Raw genomic sequence first — 22156 nt, 5'->3', positions numbered from 1 at the left:
TCAGAGCGAACGTGCCACGCGGAAACCACGAAATATCTGGCGACCGCTGGCATAATCTTTGACCCGATAGGCTGCGCGTAAATAGCGCGGTCTGTCGTTCCAGGAACCGCCACGCAGCACCCGCTCGTGGCAGTTACCGCCTTCTTCCCACGCTTGCCCATTCGCGGGCGCACCTTGGTACGAGTCGTGCCAACAATCTTGTACCCATTCCCACACATTCCCCACCATATCGTGCAGGCCAAAAGCATTGGCTGGGTATTGCCATACCGGGCTGGTCATGCCGACCTGCATCGCGTAATTCGCGTGGTGTTTTTCTGCCGAATTGCCCCAAGGGTAGGCAGTAGGTCGACCGCCACGCGCACTGTATTCCCATTCCGCCTCGGAAGGCAGCCGATAGCTGCGCCCGTCCATCTGACTGAGCCAGTCGCAATATGCCTGAGCGTCTTCCCAACTGATATTGATGACCGGGCGGCTGTCACGCCCCCAACCCGCATCATCGGGTAACGGCGTGTAAGTGGCGAGGCAAAACGCATCGTATTCTTCAAACGTGACCGGGTATTTACCCATCTCAAACGCAGGAATATACAGGGTGCGTGGCGGGCGTTCGTGCGCTTGATTGCCACCTTCCACATCGTCGCGCCCTTCTTGCGCACCCATTATGAAACGCCCCGGTGGAATCGTTACCATCGTTGGAAAGCTCCACTCATTGGCGTGTTCACGCAAATACACTTGGCGGCGTTGCTGCTGCGCGTGCATTTCCACAGGGGGTGTCAGCTCGATATACATGATTTTTATAACTATGGGTGGATTCGATTACCCATCTTAATAAGTAATTATCCAAAAGTTATCGTGTATTTTTCGCCAAAGCCAGCCAGTATAGCTAACACCAGTTCCTTCATGTCCTTGTAGCTTTTATAGGCATCCAGCGGCAACCATTCATATTTGATTTTTCGCCAGAGTATTTCGATAGGATTGAGTTCAGGGCTGTAGGTTGGCAAAAAATGTAAGCAAATTCCCGCCAACATCCAATCTTCACGTTTACCAAGAAAGGCTTTGCTGGTTTGTATCGGGGCGTTATCCAGAATAACCAAGCAAGGTATTTTTGTTTGTGCAAATTCTTCGGCATAACGGTCAGCAAAGGCATTAAAGGCGGCGATGGCAGCTTGTGAGTCAACGCGCCCTTCCACCGTGTGGAAAAAACTATCGTTGTCTAGGCTCATAAAACCCAAGACATTCAAGCGTTTGCTCTGAGCTGTGAGTAGCCTGCGTGTTTCCCCCGTTTCTGCCACCCGTAAGGGACGCAAGGAGTTGTGGTAAAACCTGAACCATCGAAGTAGTAAATAAGCAACTTGCCAGCCGCCGCTTGCTGGTGGAGTAATGCTTGAATTTCCTGCTCACGCTTGAAAGCCACGGGGTCACGTTTATCTTTCAATGAGTTACGCATCCGCTTCCAGAGGTAGTGGAACTTTTTTTTAACAGGCGTTTCAAGGTGCTGGTACTGGCTACTTTCTGGGTTAGATCAGCCAGTTTGGTTTGAGCCGTCTTGATTTGGCGTGGCTCTTCGTCCACTAGGGTTTTCAACAACGCTACTTCAGCTTCTGTGTATATCCGGGGGCAACCAGAGCGGGGACGGTCGTAAAGTCCCAGCAGCCCTTCATGTTCCCAGCGGTCGAGCCACTCACTGATGGCATCGCGCCGTACATCCAAGATTGACCACAGTTCCGCAAGGGTAAAGCCGCGTGTACTCAACAAAATTGCTTGCGCACGTTGACGACAGCGGAATGTAGGGTGGTTCATATACATTTCCTGCAAGGTCACGCGGATTTCTTCAGGGATCGGCTGGGCAAATTTCATCGGTGCGGACATTCTTAAGTGACAAACTACCAGTTTACACCAGCAGGATCTTATACGTGGAAACTTCTAGCTAGTTACTTAATTTATAGAGCGAGCTTCCTGTTTGGCTGACAAGCTGTCGATGGCTTATCCCAAAAACCGCTGATATGCCGGATTTTCCGTCTCATCCCAATACTCATAACCCAGCTTTTCCAAAAACTCACAAAATGCCCCGCGATCTTCCGGCAGCACTTGCACCCCAACCAACACCCGTCCGAAGTCCGAGCCGTGGTTGCGGTAATGGAACAAGCTGATATTCCACCCCGCGCTCATGCTGGTGAGGAAATGCAGCAACGCGCCGGGGCGTTCCGGGAACATGAAACGGTACAACACCTCATTTTGCGCACCGTTGGCATGACCGCCAACCATGTAGCGCAAATGGATTTTCGCCACTTCATTATCGGTTAAATCGCTGACGGAATAGCCTTTGGTGCGTAAATCGTTGAGCAACAGCTCGCGCTCTTGTTTGCCCCCGGAGATTTTGACCCCGGCGAATACTTGCGCATCCCGCGAATCGGCGTAGCGGTAATTGAATTCGGTAATCGTGCGGTTGCTAATATCGTGGCAAAACTCGCGGAAACTGCCCGGACGCTCAGGAATCGTCACCGCCAGCAACATCTCGCGGCCTTCTCCCAATTCAGCACGTTCGGCAACGTGGCGCAAGCGGTCAAAGTTAATGTTCGCGCCGCTGGCAATCGCAACTAGATGTTTGTTTTGCAGCTTGTGTTGCGCTACGTATTTCTTTAAACCGGCGACACCTAACGCGCCAGCGGGTTCTAGTAAAGTGCGGGTGTCTTCAAATACGTCTTTGATGGCAGCACACGTTTCGTCAGTAGTGACTAAAATCACTTCATCGACGATGTGACGGGCAATTTCAAAGGTTTTTTCGCCGATTAATTTGACCGCCGCGCCATCCGCAAAAGTGCCGACTTGCGCCAGTTGCACCCGTTCGCCAGCCTGCAACGAGGTGTAAAGGGTGGGGGCTTCTTCGTGTTCCACACCGATAATTTTAATGTCGGGGTAAAGGTACTTGAGGTAACTCCCGACCCCGGCAATCAAACCGCCGCCGCCAACGCACAAAAATACCGCTTCGATAGCCCCGGAATGTTGCCGCAAGATTTCCATACCGATCGTGCCTTGCCCTGCGATAACATCCAGATCATCGAAGGGATGCACAAACGTCATACTGTGCTGTTGTTCCAACTCACGGGCATGGGCGTAAGCTTCGTCGTAGGAATTGCCGTGTAAAACTGCTACTCCGCCGAAGGCTTGCACCGCTTTCACCTTAATTTCCGGGGTGGTTTTGGGCATGACAATGGTGGTGTTAATGCCGAGTTTGGAACCTGACAATGCCACACCTTGCGCATGATTACCGGCGGAAGCAGCGACTACGCCGTGGGCGCGTTCTTCCGGTGTCAGCGAAAACATTTTATTGAATGCGCCGCGCAGCTTGAAGGAAAACACCGGCTGTAAATCTTCGCGCTTGAGGTAAATCTCATTCCCAAGGCGGGTGCTGAGACTGCGGGCGCGTTCCAGTGGGGTTTCGGTAGCCACATCGTAGACGCGGGCAGTGAGGATGCGTTTGATCAGTGATTTGCTCATGGAATAATCTTGTGTCGCTGTGCTTTACGTGCGGGCTAGTATATTGCAAACTCAGGCACGAAAACTAATTTTGCACATCACAGGTATTATTTATGAGCCAAGACGCTATGAAAAAAGCGGCTGCTGAAGCCGCCCTCGCTTTTGTTGAACCCGGTATGATCATCGGTATCGGCACGGGTTCCACCGCGAATCACTTTATCGACTTGCTGGCGGGAATCAAAGGCAAGATTGATGCAACCGTGGCGAGTTCGATTGCCAGTGCCGAGCGTCTGAAAAGCCACGGCATCCGCGTGCTGGATCTCAATGAAGCAGGGCAGTTATCGCTGTACGTGGATGGCGCGGATGAATCCACCGAACATTTACACCTCGTTAAAGGCGGTGGCGGTGCATTGACCCGCGAAAAAATCGTCGCGGGCGCGAGTGATAAATTCGTGTGTATTGCCGACGATTCCAAGCTGGTACGCACTTTGGGCAAATTCCCGCTGCCGATTGAAGTGATTCCAATGGCGCGTGCTTTAGTGGCGCGTGAAATGGTGAAAATGGGTGGCAATCCGGTGCTGCGCCAAGGTTTTACCACCGATAACGGCAATGTGATTTTGGATATTCACAACTTAACTATTATGAATCCGGTGGAAATGGAAGATCGCATTAACCGCATTCCGGGCGTGGTGACGAATGGTTTGTTCGCGATTCGTCCGGCGGATGTGCTAATTCTGGGCGGTGTTGGTGGAGTGCAGACGTTGATTTGATCAGCGTTTGACGTGTGTTTCTGCCGTGTATGCATGGCAGAAACACCCTTATCCACTCACTTTAATCCCCGTAAACAACCTCAACGCCCGTTCGCGACTTTTCCCCAAATCCACCAGCGGTAAGGGGTAATCTTTCAACCCATCACCCAATTCACGCGGTAAATGGATCAGTTTGTTATCCCGCCGCGCCAATTCAGGAACCCAGCGGCGAATGTATTCACCTTCCGGGTCGAATTTCTGGCTTTGCAAAATCGGGTTGAAAATGCGGAAGTAGGGGGCTGCATCCGCGCCGCACCCGGCTGTCCATTGCCACCCGAACACGTTACTGGCTAAATCGGCATCTACCAAGGTATCACGAAACCAGTTTTCGCCCGCTTGCCAAGGTACGAGTAAGTTTTTGGTAAGTAACGAGGCGACGATCATCCGCACCCGGTTATGCATCCAGCCGGTGTGCCACAGTTCGCGCATTCCCGCATCGACAATCGGAAATCCGGTTTTGCCGTGTTGCCAACGTTGCAAGATTTCGGCGTAGTTATCCGCCCATGCAAACCGCTCGAAACGTACATCCAACGGGCGATCCACGGTATGCGGAAAGTGATAAAGCAAGTGGTAGGAAAACTCGCGCCAACCGATTTCTTGGATAAAATGGCGTACCCCCGCTTCTGCGTGCAGATTTTCCGCGAGGTAATGTTCGGCAAAATACACCGCTTGGCGCGGGCTGATTTCCCCAAAATGCAAATGCGGCGATAACCGCGCCGTGCCGGGTTGCGCCGGGATATTGCGGGCGGTTTTGTAATCCGCTGCATGTTGCGTCAAAAACTGCTGAAGTTTGTGCCTTGCGGTGGTTTCGCCCACTTCCCAATGCGCCATCATGGGTACATCCCAGCGAATATCCGGCAATAATCCCAAATCGGTTATGCTCAAACTGGCGGGCAATACGGTGGGTGCGGGAATGCGTGTGGGTAATGGCAATGGCGGTTGCACCACGCCGATTTTGAGTGCGGCTTTCCAAAACGGAGTGAATACTTTGTAAGGGGTTGCGTCGGCTTTCAACACGTCCCACGGTTCTTGCAGCAAACTGGCGTTGTAACTGTGTACTTCGCACACCGCTTTCAAGGTTTGTTTCAGGTGTTTATCACGCGCCAGACTTGCGGGTTCGTACACACGGTTCCAAAACACGCGGGTTGCCCCAGTTTCCGCCAATAACGCCTGCAAGGTGCTTAATGCTTCACCTTGGCGCACGATTAAACGATTGCCGAAGCTGCGTAACGCGCTATCCAACGCCTGCAAACTGTGATGTAACCACACGCGGCTGGCTGCCCCTAATTGGGTGGTGCTGGTCGGGGTAGGGTCGTCAATAAAAACCACTACCGCCGACTCATCGCTACGGCAGGCGTGATACAGCGCGGGGTTATCTGCGAGGCGTAAATCTTGGCGCAACCACACCAATGTCGTCATGCGACGGCAGTTTCCAGCACCAGATCTAACGCTTGCGAAACTTCTGCCAACTCACTCGGTAAGTTATGCAAGTGCTGGTTCGCCAGCGAGTTTATTTCAGTGCCGCTAACAAACGCGGGTAAGTGATACAGGGTGATTAACGACTGCAATTGCGTCAAATTGACCGCATCCCCCAGCACCAGCAAAGCACTAAACGCGGTGCGTTCCAATACCAGTGGTAAATGTTCAAGCGTGATGTAGTGGCTTAATAAGCTCACCAAATAGCCATGCTGACTCAGCGTATTCGCCAGTAACAAGGTTTCAACGTGTTTGGTGGTGGCTTGAGTATTCACCAGCAACAAGCGTTTGCCATTTGCACGGCTATTGTGTTGCAGGTAACGTGAACTCAGGCGGGCGCACAAAAATTCGTGGAAAAACGCATAATCTGCGGTAGTCGCGCTTAACCATTGCTGTTGTTGCGCAAGATCATGGTACAGGGGTTGTAACAGTTTTTTTGCCACTAACTCCAGCGAATACAACGACACCGCTTCATTGAACGTTTGTTCCAGCAAGCGCATGTCCATTCTATGAATAAAGCGCACCATTTGCTGGCGATAATGTCGCCAAGGATCATCGGTTTCCACGCTACTGGCAAGGCGCAATGCAGGTGGCGCAACGCGATTATCCAATACATCACGCACCCGGCTCACCGGAATACCTTGTTCCAGCAACACCAATACCTGTTTTACACGCTCCACATCGTGTTCACTGTACAAACGATGACCTTTTGGGGTGCGGTGCGGTTTTATCAGGCCGTAACGCCGTTCCCATGCCCGCAACGTAACGCTATTTACGCCCGTTTGTTCAGAAACTGTCCCAATGGGAAACAGCGCGGCAGCATTAGTCAATTCGGTGGATGGTTTGGTTCTCATAGATTCCGTAGTCGCTTTGTACAATGACAACCAAACTATAAAGCTTGTATAAGTTTGGGCGTAATAGACGTGCAAAAACTAGGGTTTCAACTAGGTAAGAAAGCCTTGATAACGTTGCAAAAACTGCGTCATTCCCGTTTGGCTAAATTGCTCAACATCCCACGGGCGATAATCCACGACATGCTGATAAACAGGATTTAAGGCATAAACCCAAGCAGCAACAGCACCGTTTGCCAGCTCAATATTAACGGGAATGCGGTGGTAATAGTCGCCTTCAAAGGTATCCAGACGAGTGACATCTTGCGCATTCACGTTCCAATACAATATGCCGTCAATGTAGGCATCGCAGGCTGGAATGGCTATTGGATAAGTTTCGTTGATGACGCAGCAACGCTGGTAGCCGGGTAAGCGGGCGCGACTGCTGGTGTAGGTATGGGTGACTACCCGTGACCACACAGGGTCAAACATTAAAGAGCCGTAGGTGAAAATGTGCTGCATTGGACGATTATAGCAGCAGAAAAACAATACGGGGCAGCTTGCAGGAGGAAGGGCAAGCCACCCCGTAGGTGTTTGTTATTGCTCGTCGCTTGGTGCAACGACAACCAGTGCAGGTGCAGATGCTGCTGGCGCAGTAACGGCAACCGGAGCTTTTGCTACTGGTTCTGGTTTTGCAGCCTTGTTAACGCCAGTCGCAGCAATCAACGCAGTCAGAATGAAGCCTAAAGTTAGGGGGTCGGCAATGCCGCGCATCTTTTTCATAAGAAAAACCTCTGTTTTGATACAATGTTGTGACGGGTACAGAATACGTCCTCAGCGTCAACGAAAGGTCAAAGCTGGACACGCGGATGCAAAAATTTAAATTAATGTTATTTGGTGGATTTCGCTTGGTGAATGCCGATGGCGAATTGGTCATGCCCCATGCGCGAAAAGCCAAAGCGTTACTGGCATGGCTGGCAATGAATCCAGATCAGCAGCATTTGCGTGAAAAGCTGGCGGCAGTGCTGTGGCCGGACAGCGACGAAGTGCAGGGCAGACACAGTTTGCGCCAAGCGTTGGGGGATTTACGCAAAATCATGCCGGGTGATGCCGAGCCGCTGTGTACCACCAAAGACTGGATTTTGCTCGACAGCAAACAAATAGCGATTGATGTGGTTGAGTTTGAACGTGCGTTAGTTCAGGCAGATACCGTCGCTCTCGATCAGGCTATTGAATTGTACAAAGGCGAATTTCTGGAAGGTTGTAATCCCAACTCCGATTCGTTTGACGAATGGCTGTCGATTTCCCGCAGCCGTTACAGCGTGTTAGCTTCCAACGCGCTGGAACAACGTTTAACCAGTTTATTGGCGCAAGCCGATTACGAACGCGCCAGTTACGTTGCGGTGCGTTTGCTCAGTATTAACCCCTTGCAGGAAACCGCGTATCGGGCGTTGATGCAAGCACATTGGCAGTTAGGCAATCCTGCTACCGCGTTGCGTTGGTATCGGCGTTGCCAGAGTTTGTTGCAACGTGAATTGGGCGTAGCTCCTGATCCGCAAACTCAGGCATTACACGCTACTTTATTGACAGCAAGCGATGAGGCTGAGACGAATAAATTAGCAAAAATGCCCAGTGGCTGCGCTTGTCGCGCACCTTTACCCACAACCGTTGCACACTCTTTCGAGCGTTACCTATACGTGATGGAATCGGCGATTGAAGGCGTGCTGGATCATATTGGTGGGCAAGGTTTTTTGCTACGCGGTGAGAATGAAACCCAGAAAACGGCGTTGTTGCAGCGTATGCAGCAGTTAGCAATGGCACATCAGTTTGCAACTTGCCAGCATACCTTGGTTGCGCCCGACACGGCGGAGGGGGATGCAGTGTTGCAACAATGGGTTAACGGGGTGGCGGCATGTTTGTTAAATCCACCTGCGTTGCTGATCGTTGAACACATTCACCACGCCAATTTGGAAACCTTGAAACTGTTGGCAAGTTTGATTGCGGCAGCAGGCGGTGGCGCGTTGTTGTTGGTGATGACTTCGTGCTTTGAAGGTGAGCCGCTTGATCCGTTGTGGCGCGGCGCAATGCGCGGCGCACCGTTAACAACCATTGATTTATAAAGGCAGTGTTGTGGAAAAAACCTTGAACCGAACCGTGTTAACCTCACCTGTGCATTTTTTGGCATTTGGGTTCGGCAGCGGTTTATCACCGAAAGCACCGGGAACGATGGGGACGCTGGCAGCGATTCCGTTATATTTGCTGCTGATGAATTTGCCATTGACGAGTTATCTGCTCGCAGTGTTGCTGATTTCGGTGGCAGGTATTTGGATTTGCGGGGAGTCCTCGCGGCGTTTAGGTGTACACGATCACGGCGGTATTGTGTGGGATGAATTCGCAGGTTTTTTGCTCACGATGACTGCTGCTCCGCAAGGCTGGGCGTGGATTGTGTTGGGATTCGCGCTGTTTCGGTTGTTCGATATTTGGAAGCCTTGGCCTGTCAGGGTGGCGGATCGGCAGCTACACGGCGGCTTAGGTATTATGCTGGATGATATTTTAGCGGGCATTTACGCATGGCTGGTGTTGCAGGCCGTGGCGTATGTAGTTTAGGCTTAAAGCTTTCACCCTTCGTTGATTGGATTTGCATGAACGTCAGAACCCGTTTTGCCCCTAGCCCTACCGGTTATTTACACATTGGTGGCGCACGTACCGCGCTGTTCTCTTGGATGTATGCGCGTAAAATGGGCGGCACATTTATCTTGCGTATTGAAGATACCGACCGTGAACGTTCTACCCAAGCGTCGGTGGATGCGATTTTGGAAGGGATGGAATGGCTAAATTTAGGCTATGACGAAGGCCCTTTTTACCAAACCCATTGCTTTGATCGTTACAAAGCGGTGATTCAGCAATTGCTGGATAGCGGGCACGCCTACCGTTGCTATTGCAGCAAGGAAGAGCTGGAACAAATGCGCGAACAGCAAATGGCGCGTAAAGAAAAGCCACGTTATGACGGGCGGTGGCGCGAACGTCAGGATGAAACGCCACCCGCTGGTATTGATCCGGTCATTCGTTTCCGCAATCCGCAAACCGGGGTGGTCGAAATTGACGACTTGGTGCGCGGTAAGATTGTCATCAGCAATACCGAGTTAGACGACCTGATTATTGCGCGTTCTGACGGCACACCGACCTACAATTTGACCGTGGTGGTGGATGATATTGATATGCGGGTTACGCATGTCATTCGTGGCGATGACCACATCAACAATACCCCGCGCCAGATCAATATTATGCGTGCCTTGGGATTTGAACCGCCAAAATTTGCACACGTACCCATGATTTTAGGTGCGGATGGGCAACGTTTATCCAAACGACATGGCGCAGTCGGCGTTATGCAATATCGCGACGACGGTTATTTGCCGCAAGCACTGATTAACTATTTGGTGCGTTTGGGTTGGTCACACGGCGACCAGGAAATTTTCTCGCGCGAAGAAATGATTGAACACTTCACCCTTGAAGGCATCAATCGTGCGCCCTCATCGTTTAACCCCGACAAATTGCTGTGGTTGAACCAGCACTACATCAAAACTTTGCCTGCTGAAGAAATCGCCTCACAGTTGCAATGGCATTTAACCGCACAGCAACTAGCCACAGACACTGGCCCTGCGTTAACTGCCGTGATCAACGCACAACGTGAACGCGCCAAAACCTTGGTGGAAATGGTCGCGATCAGCCGTTATTTCTACGAAGAGTTCAGTCAATACGACGCAACCGCCGTCCAAAAACAGTTTAAACCGGAAACTGCTGACACCTTGCAGGTGGTACACACGGCTCTGCAAGGCTTAGCTGAATGGCAGGGCGAAGCAATTCACGGTGCGATTCAAGCTGCCTGTGAAACCTTGGGTTTGAAACTGGGTAAAGTAGGGCCGCCATTACGGGTGGCAGTGACGGGCAGTGCTTCTTCACCGTCGTTGGAAATTACGCTGGAATTGATTGGTCGTGAGCGTAGTCTGGCGCGAATTGAGCGAGCCATACAATTTATCCGTCAGAATGCTACTACAGTCTAAACTACCCTAAAAGCCATATGGTATTGGGGTATTTTCGTGGTATGTTCATTTACCAAGATATTTAAATGAGGAGGATGCATGAAAGTTAAAGACATTATGAATACCAACGTAAAAACCGCTCAGGCGGATACACCGGTACGCAGCATTGTTGAAGTAATGTGTTTCAATAAAATCAGTGGGTTGCCTGTTGTCGACGCTAACAATAACGTCGTTGGTGTGGTTTCTGAAAAAGATGTGCTGCGGAAAATGTTCCCAGACATTTCTGACGTTGCCAGAGAAGAGGGCGTGCCCGATTTTGAACGTATGGAGAAAGACTATACGGATGCACTGTCTCTGAAAACCGGCGATATTATGAGCCGTTTAGTGGCTTCCGCAACGCCAGAAATGCCGGTCATGAAAGCTGTTTCCATGATGTGCGTGCAGAAAATCCGTCGTATTCCTGTTTTGGAAGGCAGCAAGTTAGTCGGCATCATTAGCCTCGGCGATGTGCATAAAGCAATTTTTGCAAATTCCTTAAAAGCTTCTTGACAGACGGGGCGGATTCCTTCAGAATTCGCCTCTCTTTCAGCCCGTGGGGCTATAGCTCAGCTGGGAGAGCGCTTGCATGGCATGCAAGAGGTCAGCGGTTCGATCCCGCTTAGCTCCACCAAATCTGACCAGCAGGAATGAAAGTGGTACTATTTGGTCGAATCGTGCTCGTTGTAGGATTGTTGTTAACATTCATTAGCCTAGTATTAGGTTTCGGATTGATGTTTAACGGCGGTTACGATGAGTGGGCACAGTTTTTTTTCATGGTGATACCTTTAGGGTTTGTTATAACATTCGCTGGGTTATCTACCATAGTGTTGTTGTCCCCTAGAGGCAATAACCAGTAAGGTTTGGAAGTTTACACAGCGTCCCCATCATCTAGTGGCCTAGGATATCGCCCTTTCACGGCGAGTACCGGGGTTCGAATCCCCGTGGGGACGCCACTTTTCCAAGCTAATGATTGCTTAGCAATCTTGTGGGTTTCATACAGCGTCCCCATCATCTAGTGGCCTAGGATATCGCCCTTTCACGGCGAGTACCGGGGTTCGAATCCCCGTGGGGACGCCACTTTCCCTCTTCTCACCTCAGTTCCTCTTTTCATCACCTTCGTTAATGCTTCGTCCTCGTAACAGTCTATAATGCGCCCTATGCATGGTGTCGATTAAGATCAAAGGGATGAAATAACAATGAGTTGCCGTATTCATCGCTGGTTTGTGCCGCTGTTGGCGTTGCTGATAAGCGCGTGGTTTCCTGTATTGCGTGCGAGCGAGGCCGCTCAGCAAGCCATTCCCACTTATACCAATGAAGAACGTTTAACCCAAATGTTGCTGGTGGACATCACCGAGCGTTTATTGGATGGGCAACCCGCGTTAGCGATTACCTTTTCCCAAGATTTAGAACCTACCACCGATTTTAATGCATTCATTACCTTGACCAGTGATGGCAAAGCCGTTGCCGGTCAGTGGCAGTTAGCCCGAGAACCCCGCCGTTTGTATTTCAGTAATATCCAGCCAGAAACCCAGTATCAGGTGCAAATTCGTCCCGGTATTGTCAGCAACAATAATGTGCCGCTGATGCAGCCGGTGAATCAGTTGGTGACGACACGTGCTATTCAGCCCGCTTTTGATTTTTCGAGTCGCGGTAGTATTTTACCCGCAACCTTGCACGGTGGTTTACCGATTAGTGTGGTCAATGTGCCGGAAGTGGATCTGGAGTTTTTGCGGGTTCAACCTGAAAAACTGGCGGAGGTGTTGAAACGTATTCGCTTAGGTGATCGCCTGCGTCAATGGCATTTGGAAGATATTCATCCGTTGGCGCAGAGTGTATTTTCACAGCGTTATGCGACCAATGCGAAACAAAATGCACGGACTTCACTGGTGATTCCATTGCGCAATATCGAGGCGTTAGCAACACCGGGCGTGTATTTTGCGGTTATGCGTCAACCCGGGCGTTTTAACGAGGCGGCGTATCGGATTAGCCCGTTTGTAGTGACGAATATCGGTTTGCATGTGCGCTTGTATCCGCGTGGTTTGGAAGTATTTGCGCACGCACTGGATTCGGGCAAGCCTTTGGCAGACGTGGCTTTGCAATTGCAGGGTGATAAAGAATCTAGCCAGCAGCGCAGCGATGAGAATGGGCATGTGAGCTTTATGCACCGTCCGCAAGGTGATTTGCTGTTAACGGCAATGCGCGATGGACAGTTTGCGTTTTTGGATTTGCGTGACGCACCGTTGGATTTGGCGGAATACCCGGTGCAGGGTTTGGCGGATCGGGCGTTGGCTCCTTTTTTCTACAGCAGCCGTGATTGGATGCGTCCGGGTGAAACGCTGGATTTTTCGCTGTTGTTGCGTGACCGCGATGGTTATCCGTTGGCAATGGATCGTGCGCAATTACGGATTGTGCGCCCTGATGGTAAGGTTTGGACAGAGGAAGCGTTGACTGCTAGTTACCCAAAATTAGGCTTGTTTGAATACGCACTGACTTTGCCAGAGACTGCGTTAAATGGTGAATGGAGTGCGGAAGTGCGTTTGAATCCGCAAGATGCCCAGCCTGCGGCACGGTTAGCATTTCGGGTGGAAAGCTTTTTACCGGAGCGAATGAAGCTTGCGCTGACTTCAGAAAACAAGCATTTGGCAAATGCAGAGAAGTGGCTGGTAGCGGTGCAAGGTGATTATTTGCATGGTGTGCCTGCCCGTGGCAATGCGTTTAGTGCGGTGCGTACTGCACAGTTGAATCGTCACCCGTTGCAAGGTTTCGAGACTTACTATTTTGGTGATCCGGCGGATGCGCAATGGTTGGGGCGGGCGAATTTACCGGCGTTGATCTTGAATGAAACTGGCGGGGCATTTTTGGAAGTACCACCGTTTGCAGGTAAGGTGAATTCGCCATTGACCTTAGGTGTGGAAGGGCAGTTGCAAGAGCCGGGTGGACGCAGTGCGCATCAAGCGTTGGAGGCAAATTTTTGGCCCGAGCAAAGTTTGGTTGGGATTGATCCTTTATTTGACGATGACGGGGTGGCAAGCAATAGCGAGGCACGTTTTTCATTGGTGCGGGTGAATGCGGCGGGGCAGCCGAGTGTGGGAACGCGCCCGTTGGCAGTGACATTGGTGCGTGAGCAGCGTGAATACTTGGCGGAATATCACGCGACACAAGGCTGGCAACGTCGCGCATTGGTGACACATTACCCAATGATCCAGCAAAAAATTAGTTTGGATGCGCAAGCGCGTGGCAATGTGGTATTTGCGGTGCAATCGGGGCATTACCGTTTGGAAGTCGAGGATGCTGAAACCGGGTTGAAAGCGGTTTACCCGTTTCAGGCTGGTTGGGAGGAAGCTGAAACCACGATGCAGCGTCCTGATCAGATTACTTTAACATTAGATAAATCGAGTTATCGTGCGGGTGAACAGGCAAGGTTACACATTACGCCGCCGTTGGCAGGTGAAGCGATTGTTGCGGTGGAAGGTGAGTCGATGCTGTGGTCGCAGCATGTGAGTTTGCCCACCACTGGCACGAGTATTAGCATTCCACTGGAAAAAGCTTGGAATCGCCATGATTTATACGTGACAGTGACGGCGTTTCACCCTTTGAGTAAAGCGCAAAATCAGCAGCCGAGCCGTTCATTTGGAGCCATGTTCTTGCCTCTGGAGCGTGTGGAACGTCAGTTAAAAGTGACCTTGGAGACGGATGATAAATGGTTGCCGGAGCAAACAGCCAGCGTGACACTCAGGGTCGATAATTTAGCAAAGCAGTCCGCCGTGGTGACATTGGCAGCGGTGGATGCCGAGGTGTTGCAGGCAACCGGGTTTAAAACCCCCGACCCGTTTGCCTTTTATTTTGCGCAACACGCTTACGGCGTAAAAGTCCACGATGCTTACGGGCATTTGATTAAGGGCGGGGAAGGCGCGATAGCCGAGCCAATAGTGACCGGGAGCGAATCTGCATCATCCGCGCAAGCTTTGAATGCCGCATTGCCAGCGCAGAGTGTGGCGGTGTTTAGTAAAGCAGTGGCATTTGATAGCGCGGGTGTGGCGCGTATTGATGTGCCGTTGCCTGCATTTGAAGGTCGGCTGCGATTAATGGCAGTGGTTGCAACGACAGATCGTTTCGGTAGTGCGCAACGCGAAGTACAAGTGGCATCGCCGGTGGCATTGCAAGTGAGCGCACCGGCATTTTTAGCCAGTGGGGATCGTGGTGTGGTAACGGTTGGGCTGCGCAATACCACCGATACGACTCAAGTAGTGCAACTCAAAATGACTGCCGATTCGCGTTTGGATTTAACACCAGAGCTTTATGAAGTGGTTTTAGAGCGCGGTCAAGCGCAGCAATGGCGCGTGCCCGTATTGCCTCGGCAAACGCTGGGGGTAGGGAATGTGAACGTGATGCTCACCGGCACAACGTTTCGTACCCAACGCCAAGTGCCTGTTGTGTTGCGTCCTGCATTCGCGGAAAAGCACGCGAGTCAGCGGCGCGAACTGAAACCCGGTGAGTCGTGGGTTCTTGATGCCAGCACGCTGCAAGGGTTTGCTCCCGAAGGTGTGCAAGCGCACTTGAGTCTTGCCCCTGCGCCGGTCTTGCCATTGCGTAGTGTGGTGCAGCGTTTGTTGCAATTACCTGCGGTGGGCTTGGAGCAACACATCAGTCGTGCTTGGCTAACCTTGCTATTGGATGATAAAGCGTCGCAACGCTTGGGGTTGGAGCCGTTAACCACGACGGAACGTGATGCGCAAGTCAATGCTGCCGTGTTGCAATTAGCAATGGAGCAACTTGATAGTGGTGGTTTTAGTTTGTGGAATGGTCGCGAAGATACGCCGGAAGATGATTGGTTAACGCCGTATGCCGTTGATTTTTTACTCGATGCGAAAGCAAGGGGAATTAAATTACCGTTTGGCTTGTTGGAACGTGCTGCTCGGCAATTAGTCGCGCAATTGAGTGTTGCCGCGCCTTCGGTGGAAACACGTTACGCCTTTTCTGAGATTCCTGCGCATTTGGACTTTGCTACCCGTGCTTACGCACTGTATGTGTTATCGCGTCACGACAAACAGATGGTGGCTTTGAGCCAGTTGCAGGCGATGTACGATAAAGAAAAGGGCAGTGCGCAAGCAGGTTTGCCATTGGTGCATTTGGGTTTGGCACTGAATGCGTTAGGCGATGCGAAACGCGGCGCGGAAGCCATTGCGAAAGGTTTGGCGGTGGTGCGTGATGATAAATTATACGCTGGTGATTACGGTAGCAGCTTGCGCGATGAGGCAGCGATGTTGCACTTGTTATTACGCAATAAAGTGCCCATTGCGCAACAAGCGAGCCGCGTGACCCAACTCACAGATGCTTTGCATAATCGCACGACGCTCAGTAGTCAGGAATTGCTGTTTACCAGTTTGCTGGGTTTGCAGTTGCAAGCGGCGGGTGGTGAAGCTTGGCAAGCGCAATTAGTGGTGGGTAATCAGGAAACGCTACTGAGTGGAAAAGGAATGCAGGCGCAGGCATTAAGCGCGGAAGCGTTGCAGTTAGGGGCTAAATTAACCGTTACCGGCAAACAATCCGTATTTGTGAATGTGGCAGTGGATGGCTACCCCAGCACGATTCCGGCGTTGGACAGTGATCCGATTGAGGTAACGCGCGAATGGTATACGATGCAAGGGCAGCGTGTTGCCCCCGAAACCATCAAAGTAGGTGATTTATTACTGACGCAATTGACGGTGCGCAGTGATGTAGCGGTCAATGACGCGCTGGTAGTGGATATGTTACCGGCAGGTTTTGAGATCGAAAATACCGCGTTGGGGGATTATGACAGTTTGGCGAGTTTACCACTGGAAGGCAGTGAACGAACCGTGGCGGAACTGTTTAAAGGCACGAGGCCGCATAGCGAAGTGCTGGGCAAAGACCGTTACCTTGCGGCATTGTCGTTGCAAGCGAAGGTGCGTTACCGTTTGTTTTATCGGGTGCGGGTGGTGGCAGCGGGGGATGCAATGATCCCGCCGCCGCGTGTTGATGCGTTGTATCGCCCAGCAATTAATGGTGTGGGACTTGCCGGTGGTAAATTATCCATTCCCCCTTAAACCGGCAGGTGTAAACGTACCCGTGCGCCCACATACGGCGATACCAATAGCTCGATTTTACCGTTAATCGCGGAAATGATTTCGGTACTGACGGCTAAACCAATGCCTTGGCCTTCGCTTTTGCTGTCTTCACGGATGCCGCGCTGTAACAGTTTCGACGGGTCATCGCTGGGAAAACCCATGCCGTCATCGTCAATATCAATGATCAGCATATTGTTTTCGTGATGTGCTGATACTTCCACCACATCTTTACAGAAGCGGCAGGCGTTATTGAGCAAGTTACCGAGTAACTCCATCATGTCCTCGGAATCCATCCGGCACTTGGCGTATTCATCGACATTAATCCGAAACTCGAAATTTTTGTCGCGGTAAACTTTTTGCAAGGTATCGCGTAACCGGAACAGTATCGGACGCACCGGTTGCGCCATGATCATGGCACTATGGTTAGTGACCATTGCACGGCGTAATTGGTGCGCAATGATTTCGCGCATCCGTTCAATTTGGATTTCCAGCACTTTTAGGCCGGGGGCAAATTGCATATTACCGACGGCTTCGCGTTGCAACTGATCCAACTGGTTTTGCATCGCTGCCAGCGGCGTTTTAATGCTGTGGGCGAGGTCATCCAGCGAGTCTTTATAGCGTTGCTTTTGGCCTTTTTCGTAGCCCAGTAAGCTATTCAGCGCGTTCTTGATCGGGGTCAGTTCATCCGGGTAGCTTTTATCAACGGTTTCGCGCTCACCCGTTTCAATGGATTTAACTTCATCCTCAAACTCTTTGATAGGGGCTACTACCCAAAAACTCAGAGCCATTTGCGCAATCAATACTAAAACGGCTGAAAAGAACAGCAAAATAGCAATGAAACCCCGCATGGTTTCCATGTCCCTTTCCACGTCCGCAATCGACATGCCCACAATAAACTGGTAAACCCCGCCCGGTTTTAGGTGGAAGTTTTGTACAGATAACAGGTAAGCACGCTCGTAAATCTTACGTGCAGCAGCATCGTTGGCGAGTCCTTCGGGGTTAATGACCGGCGGCTTAGGTTGCTTGATCACCACAAGAGGTTCAAAACCCTGCGCTTCACTGTCGACATCAAAGTACAGGTAACGGTCGGGATTAATTTGTGTGCCCGGTTCTGAGGTGCTTTGCGAACTCCAAATGATTTGCTGGGTGTGCACGTCAATAACGTAAGCAAAACGTTCGCGAGCCGGGTCATTCAGGCGGTGTTCGTCAATGGTTTCCTGCGCTTTCTTTTCCATCGCAGGGTCGTCGACCACCATGAACTTATTGTCACGAAATTCTAAGAATCCCAGAATATTGAACGAGATACCTTTGATTTCGTCTTCTTTTTGGTCAATTTTGTGGTGGTAGGTGCGCCATAAAAGCAAGCTGCCCAGCATTACGATGCCGACCATAATAACGCCAAAACCACTGATTAATTGCCGACTGCGTAATGATTTTGTCATAGCCTAAACTTTTGGTTGTTTATTCACCAGGTCGTTTTACCTCAGGTGCGCGTGAGTGTAAAGCGATAGCCGCGTCCGCGTAAGGTTTCGATAGGTTTTAGGGTATCAGTCGGGTCAAGTTTAATCCGTAAGCGGCGGATGAAAACTTCAATCACATTGCTATCGCGGTCAGCATCTTCTTCGTACAGGCTGTCGGTAAGACGGGTTTTGGAAACCACTTCGCCAGCGTGTAGCATCAGGTGTTCTAAGACGCGGTATTCGTAAGCGGTGAGGGTAACTTCGTCATTATTGACGTGAACCCGTTGCTCTGAGGTATTTAAACGAATCGGACCACAACTCAATTCCGCTTGCGTCCAACGTCCAGTACGGCGCAATTGCACCCGCAGACGCGCCACCAATTCTTCGGTGTGGAACGGTTTAGTGACGTAATCGTCAGCACCGGATTCCAAGCCTTCGACTTTGTGCTGCCAGCGATCACGCGCTGTCAGAATGATAATGGGGTAATCTTTGCCTTTGGCGCGGGCGGTACGGATAATGTCCAAGCCCAGTTCATTGTTGACCGGTGCGCCTTTGGTGCTGGGTAATCCTAGGTCAATGACCGCAACATCAATAGGATACTCCAACGCAACGTAAAGCCCTTGGGAGTAATCTGCCGCGACATCCACGGTGAAACCATTCTTCTTTAAATCATCAGCAACCTGCTCGCGGATAATTTTTTCATCTTCAACGATAAGTACACGCATAACAGTTATTCTTTAAAGTTAATCAGTCAGTTAATTCAAGCGTGCTTGCCCTTTATTGCTATGGATTTAGCCGCTCGCCCCAGATTGTACACCAGCTTATCAGGAATAAAAAACCATCATTTTGCCTTTCCACAAAAACAAATGCCCGGATACTCCCTCAGTTCTCCGGGCATCTGCTCTTAGGTTTGGCTGTAGTAGCCTCGCCACCAGTACTTAATCACAAGCAACGTTTATGGTCATGTACTCACCAGTTAGTGACATCATGCGCACAATGTGGCAATCCGGCGCACCACTACTCGGCTTGGCTTGCAGCGACATGATCCGGCCTTTATAGCGCGTCTCGACTGCTGAAAGCACTTCATCACGAGTCAGTGGTTTATCTGGATTGCTACGTTTCATAGCAATTTTGTACTGCGTATCGGCTGCATGGATAGCAGGCGACACTGACAATAACGACACAATGGCGATGATAAGACCGCCCACGACAATAATGGATTTTTGACAACCCATACGTTTTTCCCCTGTTAATAAAAAATCTTAGCCTAGTACTCCCATCGACAAAACCCTCACATCTTGCTTTTATACGAAATACTAATGGCTACATCTTAATTAGCTAATGCTGAATTTCAGATTAACGGTGGTGTTTTAAGCCATAAAAGCAAGTAATGAGTCTTGACTCTGCTTAATTATTGATATTTATCAATCCTGCTTCGAGTAAATCACGCCATAGCTCCAGTGCATTTTTGTCCTGTAGATAGGTTTTGTAGCTATTGTGTTTGAAAATAGTGGTATTGCATAAGTATTGTATGAATTGCAATTGCTCAGCCGCCGCTCTGTGTAATGTGCCATTCGCAAACAAACAAATTTCGTCATCATTAATAAAGTATAAAAAACGAATGCCCGGTAGTTTTTCAAAGGTGGCGCGGCGGTTAATTAATTTGATTAACTCGGCCTTGCTAAGGCAGCTCGGTTCTAATGTATCATTATTATCCACTTTGGGTTGGCTGAGGTATTTACCCAGCCATAATTGCAATGCTTGGGTATCTTGTGGCAGTGCGTCTACCACGAAATCAATTAAGCGTTCCATGTCGCCAGCGGTCAACTCACCGGGGTGTGCTTGGCACTCACGTTCGCTATCGTTGAAACGCTGTTTTAAACGCGGGTCTTCCAGCAGGTTTTCGACCAGATTTTCCAGCATTTCAGCTTGCGAAGGCGCACGGAAACCCACGGAATAAGTCATGCATTCGTTCAGCGCAACCCCGTAATGTGGCACATTAGGTGGTAAATACAGCATATCACCGGGGTTGACGACCCATTCCTGCTCTGCTTCAAAATCACGCATAATGCGCAGATCCAGACCCGCTAAAAAATTATCAGGTTTGGCAGGTTGGGTGGTAATTTGCCAGCGACGTTGCCCTTGCGCCTGAATCAAAAATACATCGTATTCGTCAACGTGAGGGCCTACCGAACCGCCTTCCACTGCGAAGCTAATCATCAGGTCATCAATGCGCCAGTCGGGAATGAAGCGGAATGGTTCCATAACCGCTTTCAATTCCGCTAAATGCTGGTCGGTATCGTTGACCAGCAGTGTCCAGTGCGTTTCCGGCAGGTTGGTGAAATCTGCATCGTCAAATGCACCGTGGCGCACTTCCCATGCGTGTTTCCCGCCTTTCTCAATCACAATCCGTGCGGTATCGGTTTCGCAGGCCAACCCTGCCAGTTCGTCCGGCGTAATCGGCGACTCGAAATCAGGAAAAGCGTTACGGATGAGCAGCGGTTTTTTCTGCCAATAGTCACGCAGAAATACTTCAATGGAGATGTCACCAAACATAGTTAGATCTTCTTCGCTTGTTCAACGGCGTTGCCAATGTAGGTTGCGGGATTCATCGCAATCAGTGCATCTTTTGCGGTCTGTGGCATGTCCAGCGTATTGACGAATTCGCGCAAGCCTTCCGGGGTAATGCGCTGACCACGGGTTAACGCTTTGAGTTTTTCGTAAGGCTGTTCAATCCCGTAACGGCGCATTACGGTTTGAATCGGCTCGGCTAAGACTTCCCAATTGTTGTCTAAATCAGCAGCAGTGCTGGCGACATTAACTTCCAGTTTACTGATGCCTTTCAGTGCGGATTGGTAAGCGATTAATGAATGCCCTAAACCTACCCCCAGCGTGCGTAACACGGTGGAGTCTGTAAGGTCACGTTGCCAGCGTGAAATAGGTAGCTTCTGTGATAAATGCGTCATTAATGCATTGGCAATTCCGAGATTACCTTCGGCATTTTCAAAATCAATCGGATTGACTTTATGTGGCATAGTGGAAGAACCAACTTCGCCCGCAATCACTTTTTGTTTAAAGTGACCCAAGGAAATATAACTCCAAATATCGCGGCAGAAGTCGATTAAAATGGTATTAAAACGTGCCACAGCATCAAAGTTTTCCGCAATATAATCGTGCGGTTCAATTTGAATGGTGTACGGATTCCAGTTTAAACCGAGTGATGTGACGAATTGTTCGGCAACGGCTTGCCAGTCAATGTCAGGGTAAGCACTCAAATGGGCGTTGTAATTGCCGACCGCACCGTTAATTTTGCCTAAGTATTGTCCAGCAATGATTTGTTGCTGCTGGCGTTGCAGGCGATAGGCAACGTTTGCCATTTCCTTGCCTAAGGTGGTCGGCGTGGCGGGTTGCCCGTGGGTGCGCGATAGCAACGGGATGTCAGCATAACTGTGCGCGAGGGTGCGTAACGCTTGGATGACTTTTTCGAGTTCGGGCTGGATTACTTGTTCCATGCCGCCTTTGAGCATCAGCGCGTAGGATAAGTTGTTGATGTCTTCGGAAGTGCAGGCGAAATGGATGAATTCACTAACGGCTTCGAGTTCAGTTTGTCCGGCGATTTTTTCTTTGAGGTAGTATTCAACCGCTTTGACATCGTGGTTGGTGGTGCGCTCAATCGCTTTGACGCGCAACGCATCGGTTTCGCTGAATGCGCTGAGGATGCTTTCCAAAAATGCATTGGCTTGGTCGGAAAACGCAGGAACTTCGGCGATTTGCGGGTGATTAGCCAGCATTTGCAGCCAACGGATTTCTACCAATACGCGGTGATAAATCAAACCGTATTCGCTAAACCACGGGCGCAATGCCTTGGTTTTGTCGGCGTAACGCCCATCAGTAGGGGAAAGTGCGGTCAGTGCAGAGAGTTCCATGCCGTATCCTAGGAGT

Annotated in this window: 19 protein-coding genes and 3 tRNA genes; 9 read left to right on the top strand and 13 right to left on the bottom strand. The window is 50.5% G+C overall.

Going from position 1 to position 22156, the window contains the following annotated elements; genetic code table 11:
- From J9260_RS11505 to ilvA, 4 genes are all read right to left on the bottom strand, one after another.
- A complete protein-coding gene (locus J9260_RS11505) occupies positions 1–786 on the bottom strand; it encodes a formylglycine-generating enzyme family protein (protein ID WP_210217902.1) in 786 nt (261 codons plus the stop codon).
- A gap of 47 nt (positions 787–833) precedes the next feature.
- A complete protein-coding gene (locus J9260_RS11500) occupies positions 834–1289 on the bottom strand; it encodes a transposase (protein ID WP_210217479.1) in 456 nt (151 codons plus the stop codon).
- Between the two features lie 139 nt (positions 1290–1428).
- The gene (locus tag J9260_RS11495; RefSeq protein WP_210217478.1) at positions 1429–1854 is read right to left on the bottom strand and encodes a helix-turn-helix domain-containing protein; all 426 of its coding nucleotides are present in this window, start codon (positions 1852–1854) and stop codon (positions 1429–1431) included.
- Positions 1855–1980: 126 nt separating this feature from the next.
- Positions 1981–3495: a threonine ammonia-lyase, biosynthetic gene (gene ilvA, locus J9260_RS11490; protein ID WP_210217901.1), complete on the bottom strand. Its 1515-nt coding sequence runs from the start codon at positions 3493–3495 to the stop codon at positions 1981–1983.
- A 92-nt stretch (positions 3496–3587) separates the two neighbouring features.
- Between ilvA and rpiA the strand changes: the two genes are divergently transcribed.
- Positions 3588–4244, top strand: coding sequence for a ribose-5-phosphate isomerase RpiA (gene rpiA / locus J9260_RS11485; protein ID WP_210217900.1), 657 nt, complete (start codon positions 3588–3590; stop codon positions 4242–4244).
- Between the two features lie 48 nt (positions 4245–4292).
- Here the strand turns inward: rpiA and J9260_RS11480 are convergent, their stop codons facing one another.
- From J9260_RS11480 to J9260_RS11465, 4 genes are all read right to left on the bottom strand, one after another.
- Positions 4293–5702, bottom strand: coding sequence for a cryptochrome/photolyase family protein (locus J9260_RS11480; protein ID WP_210217899.1), 1410 nt, complete (start codon positions 5700–5702; stop codon positions 4293–4295).
- Complete coding sequence (locus J9260_RS11475) at positions 5699–6613, bottom strand: MerR family transcriptional regulator (protein ID WP_210217898.1); 915 nt, start codon at positions 6611–6613, stop codon at positions 5699–5701. Before J9260_RS11475 ends, J9260_RS11480 begins: the two co-directional genes overlap by 4 nt.
- Before the next feature lie 90 nt (positions 6614–6703).
- Positions 6704–7111 (bottom strand): gamma-glutamylcyclotransferase family protein, encoded by a 408-nt coding sequence (locus J9260_RS11470; protein ID WP_281419389.1) that lies wholly within the window; start codon positions 7109–7111, stop codon positions 6704–6706.
- A 75-nt stretch (positions 7112–7186) separates the two neighbouring features.
- On the bottom strand, positions 7187–7372 hold the full coding sequence (locus J9260_RS11465; RefSeq protein WP_210217896.1) for a hypothetical protein: 186 nt from the start codon (positions 7370–7372) through the stop codon (positions 7187–7189).
- Between the two features lie 86 nt (positions 7373–7458).
- On the opposite strand from J9260_RS11465, the gene J9260_RS11460 reads away from it, so the two are divergent.
- The 8 genes from J9260_RS11460 (at position 7459) to J9260_RS11425 (ending at position 16733) form a co-directional block, all read left to right on the top strand.
- Positions 7459–8709 carry an AfsR/SARP family transcriptional regulator gene (locus J9260_RS11460; RefSeq protein WP_210217895.1) on the top strand — a complete coding sequence of 417 codons (1251 nt, stop codon included), beginning with the start codon at positions 7459–7461 and terminating at the stop codon, positions 8707–8709.
- Positions 8710–8731: 22 nt separating this feature from the next.
- A complete protein-coding gene (locus J9260_RS11455) occupies positions 8732–9196 on the top strand; it encodes a phosphatidylglycerophosphatase A family protein (RefSeq protein WP_246499415.1) in 465 nt (154 codons plus the stop codon).
- 35 nt (positions 9197–9231) lie between these two features.
- Positions 9232–10650 (top strand): glutamate--tRNA ligase, encoded by a 1419-nt coding sequence (gene gltX, locus J9260_RS11450; protein WP_210217893.1) that lies wholly within the window; start codon positions 9232–9234, stop codon positions 10648–10650.
- Positions 10651–10728: 78 nt separating this feature from the next.
- Positions 10729–11178 carry a CBS domain-containing protein gene (locus J9260_RS11445; RefSeq protein WP_210217892.1) on the top strand — a complete coding sequence of 150 codons (450 nt, stop codon included), beginning with the start codon at positions 10729–10731 and terminating at the stop codon, positions 11176–11178.
- Between the two features lie 45 nt (positions 11179–11223).
- A tRNA-Ala gene (locus tag J9260_RS11440) sits at positions 11224–11299 on the top strand.
- 246 nt (positions 11300–11545) lie between these two features.
- Positions 11546–11621: transfer RNA gene (locus J9260_RS11435), tRNA-Glu, on the top strand.
- A 48-nt stretch (positions 11622–11669) separates the two neighbouring features.
- Positions 11670–11745: transfer RNA gene (locus tag J9260_RS11430), tRNA-Glu, on the top strand.
- Between the two features lie 119 nt (positions 11746–11864).
- The gene (locus tag J9260_RS11425; protein WP_210217891.1) at positions 11865–16733 is read left to right on the top strand and encodes an alpha-2-macroglobulin family protein; all 4869 of its coding nucleotides are present in this window, start codon (positions 11865–11867) and stop codon (positions 16731–16733) included.
- Here the strand turns inward: J9260_RS11425 and J9260_RS11420 are convergent.
- From J9260_RS11420 to purB, 5 genes are all read right to left on the bottom strand, one after another.
- The gene (locus J9260_RS11420) at positions 16730–18196 is read right to left on the bottom strand and encodes an ATP-binding protein (protein WP_210217890.1); all 1467 of its coding nucleotides are present in this window, start codon (positions 18194–18196) and stop codon (positions 16730–16732) included. The genes J9260_RS11425 and J9260_RS11420 overlap by 4 nt on opposite strands.
- A gap of 41 nt (positions 18197–18237) precedes the next feature.
- Complete coding sequence (locus tag J9260_RS11415; RefSeq protein WP_210217889.1) at positions 18238–18939, bottom strand: response regulator transcription factor; 702 nt, start codon at positions 18937–18939, stop codon at positions 18238–18240.
- Positions 18940–19152: 213 nt separating this feature from the next.
- Positions 19153–19449, bottom strand: a complete 297-nt coding sequence (locus J9260_RS11410; RefSeq protein ID WP_210217888.1) for a hypothetical protein — start codon at positions 19447–19449, stop codon at positions 19153–19155.
- Positions 19450–19621: 172 nt separating this feature from the next.
- Positions 19622–20770: a cupin domain-containing protein gene (locus tag J9260_RS11405; protein ID WP_210217887.1), complete on the bottom strand. Its 1149-nt coding sequence runs from the start codon at positions 20768–20770 to the stop codon at positions 19622–19624.
- Positions 20771–20772: 2 nt separating this feature from the next.
- Positions 20773–22140, bottom strand: coding sequence for an adenylosuccinate lyase (gene purB / locus J9260_RS11400; RefSeq protein WP_210217886.1), 1368 nt, complete (start codon positions 22138–22140; stop codon positions 20773–20775).
- Positions 22141–22156 lie beyond the last annotated feature (16 nt).

It is taken from the genome of Thiothrix unzii (assembly GCF_017901175.1).
Lineage (GTDB): Bacteria > Pseudomonadota > Gammaproteobacteria > Thiotrichales > Thiotrichaceae > Thiothrix > Thiothrix unzii.
This window is presented reverse-complemented; position numbering and strand designations above follow the sequence as displayed.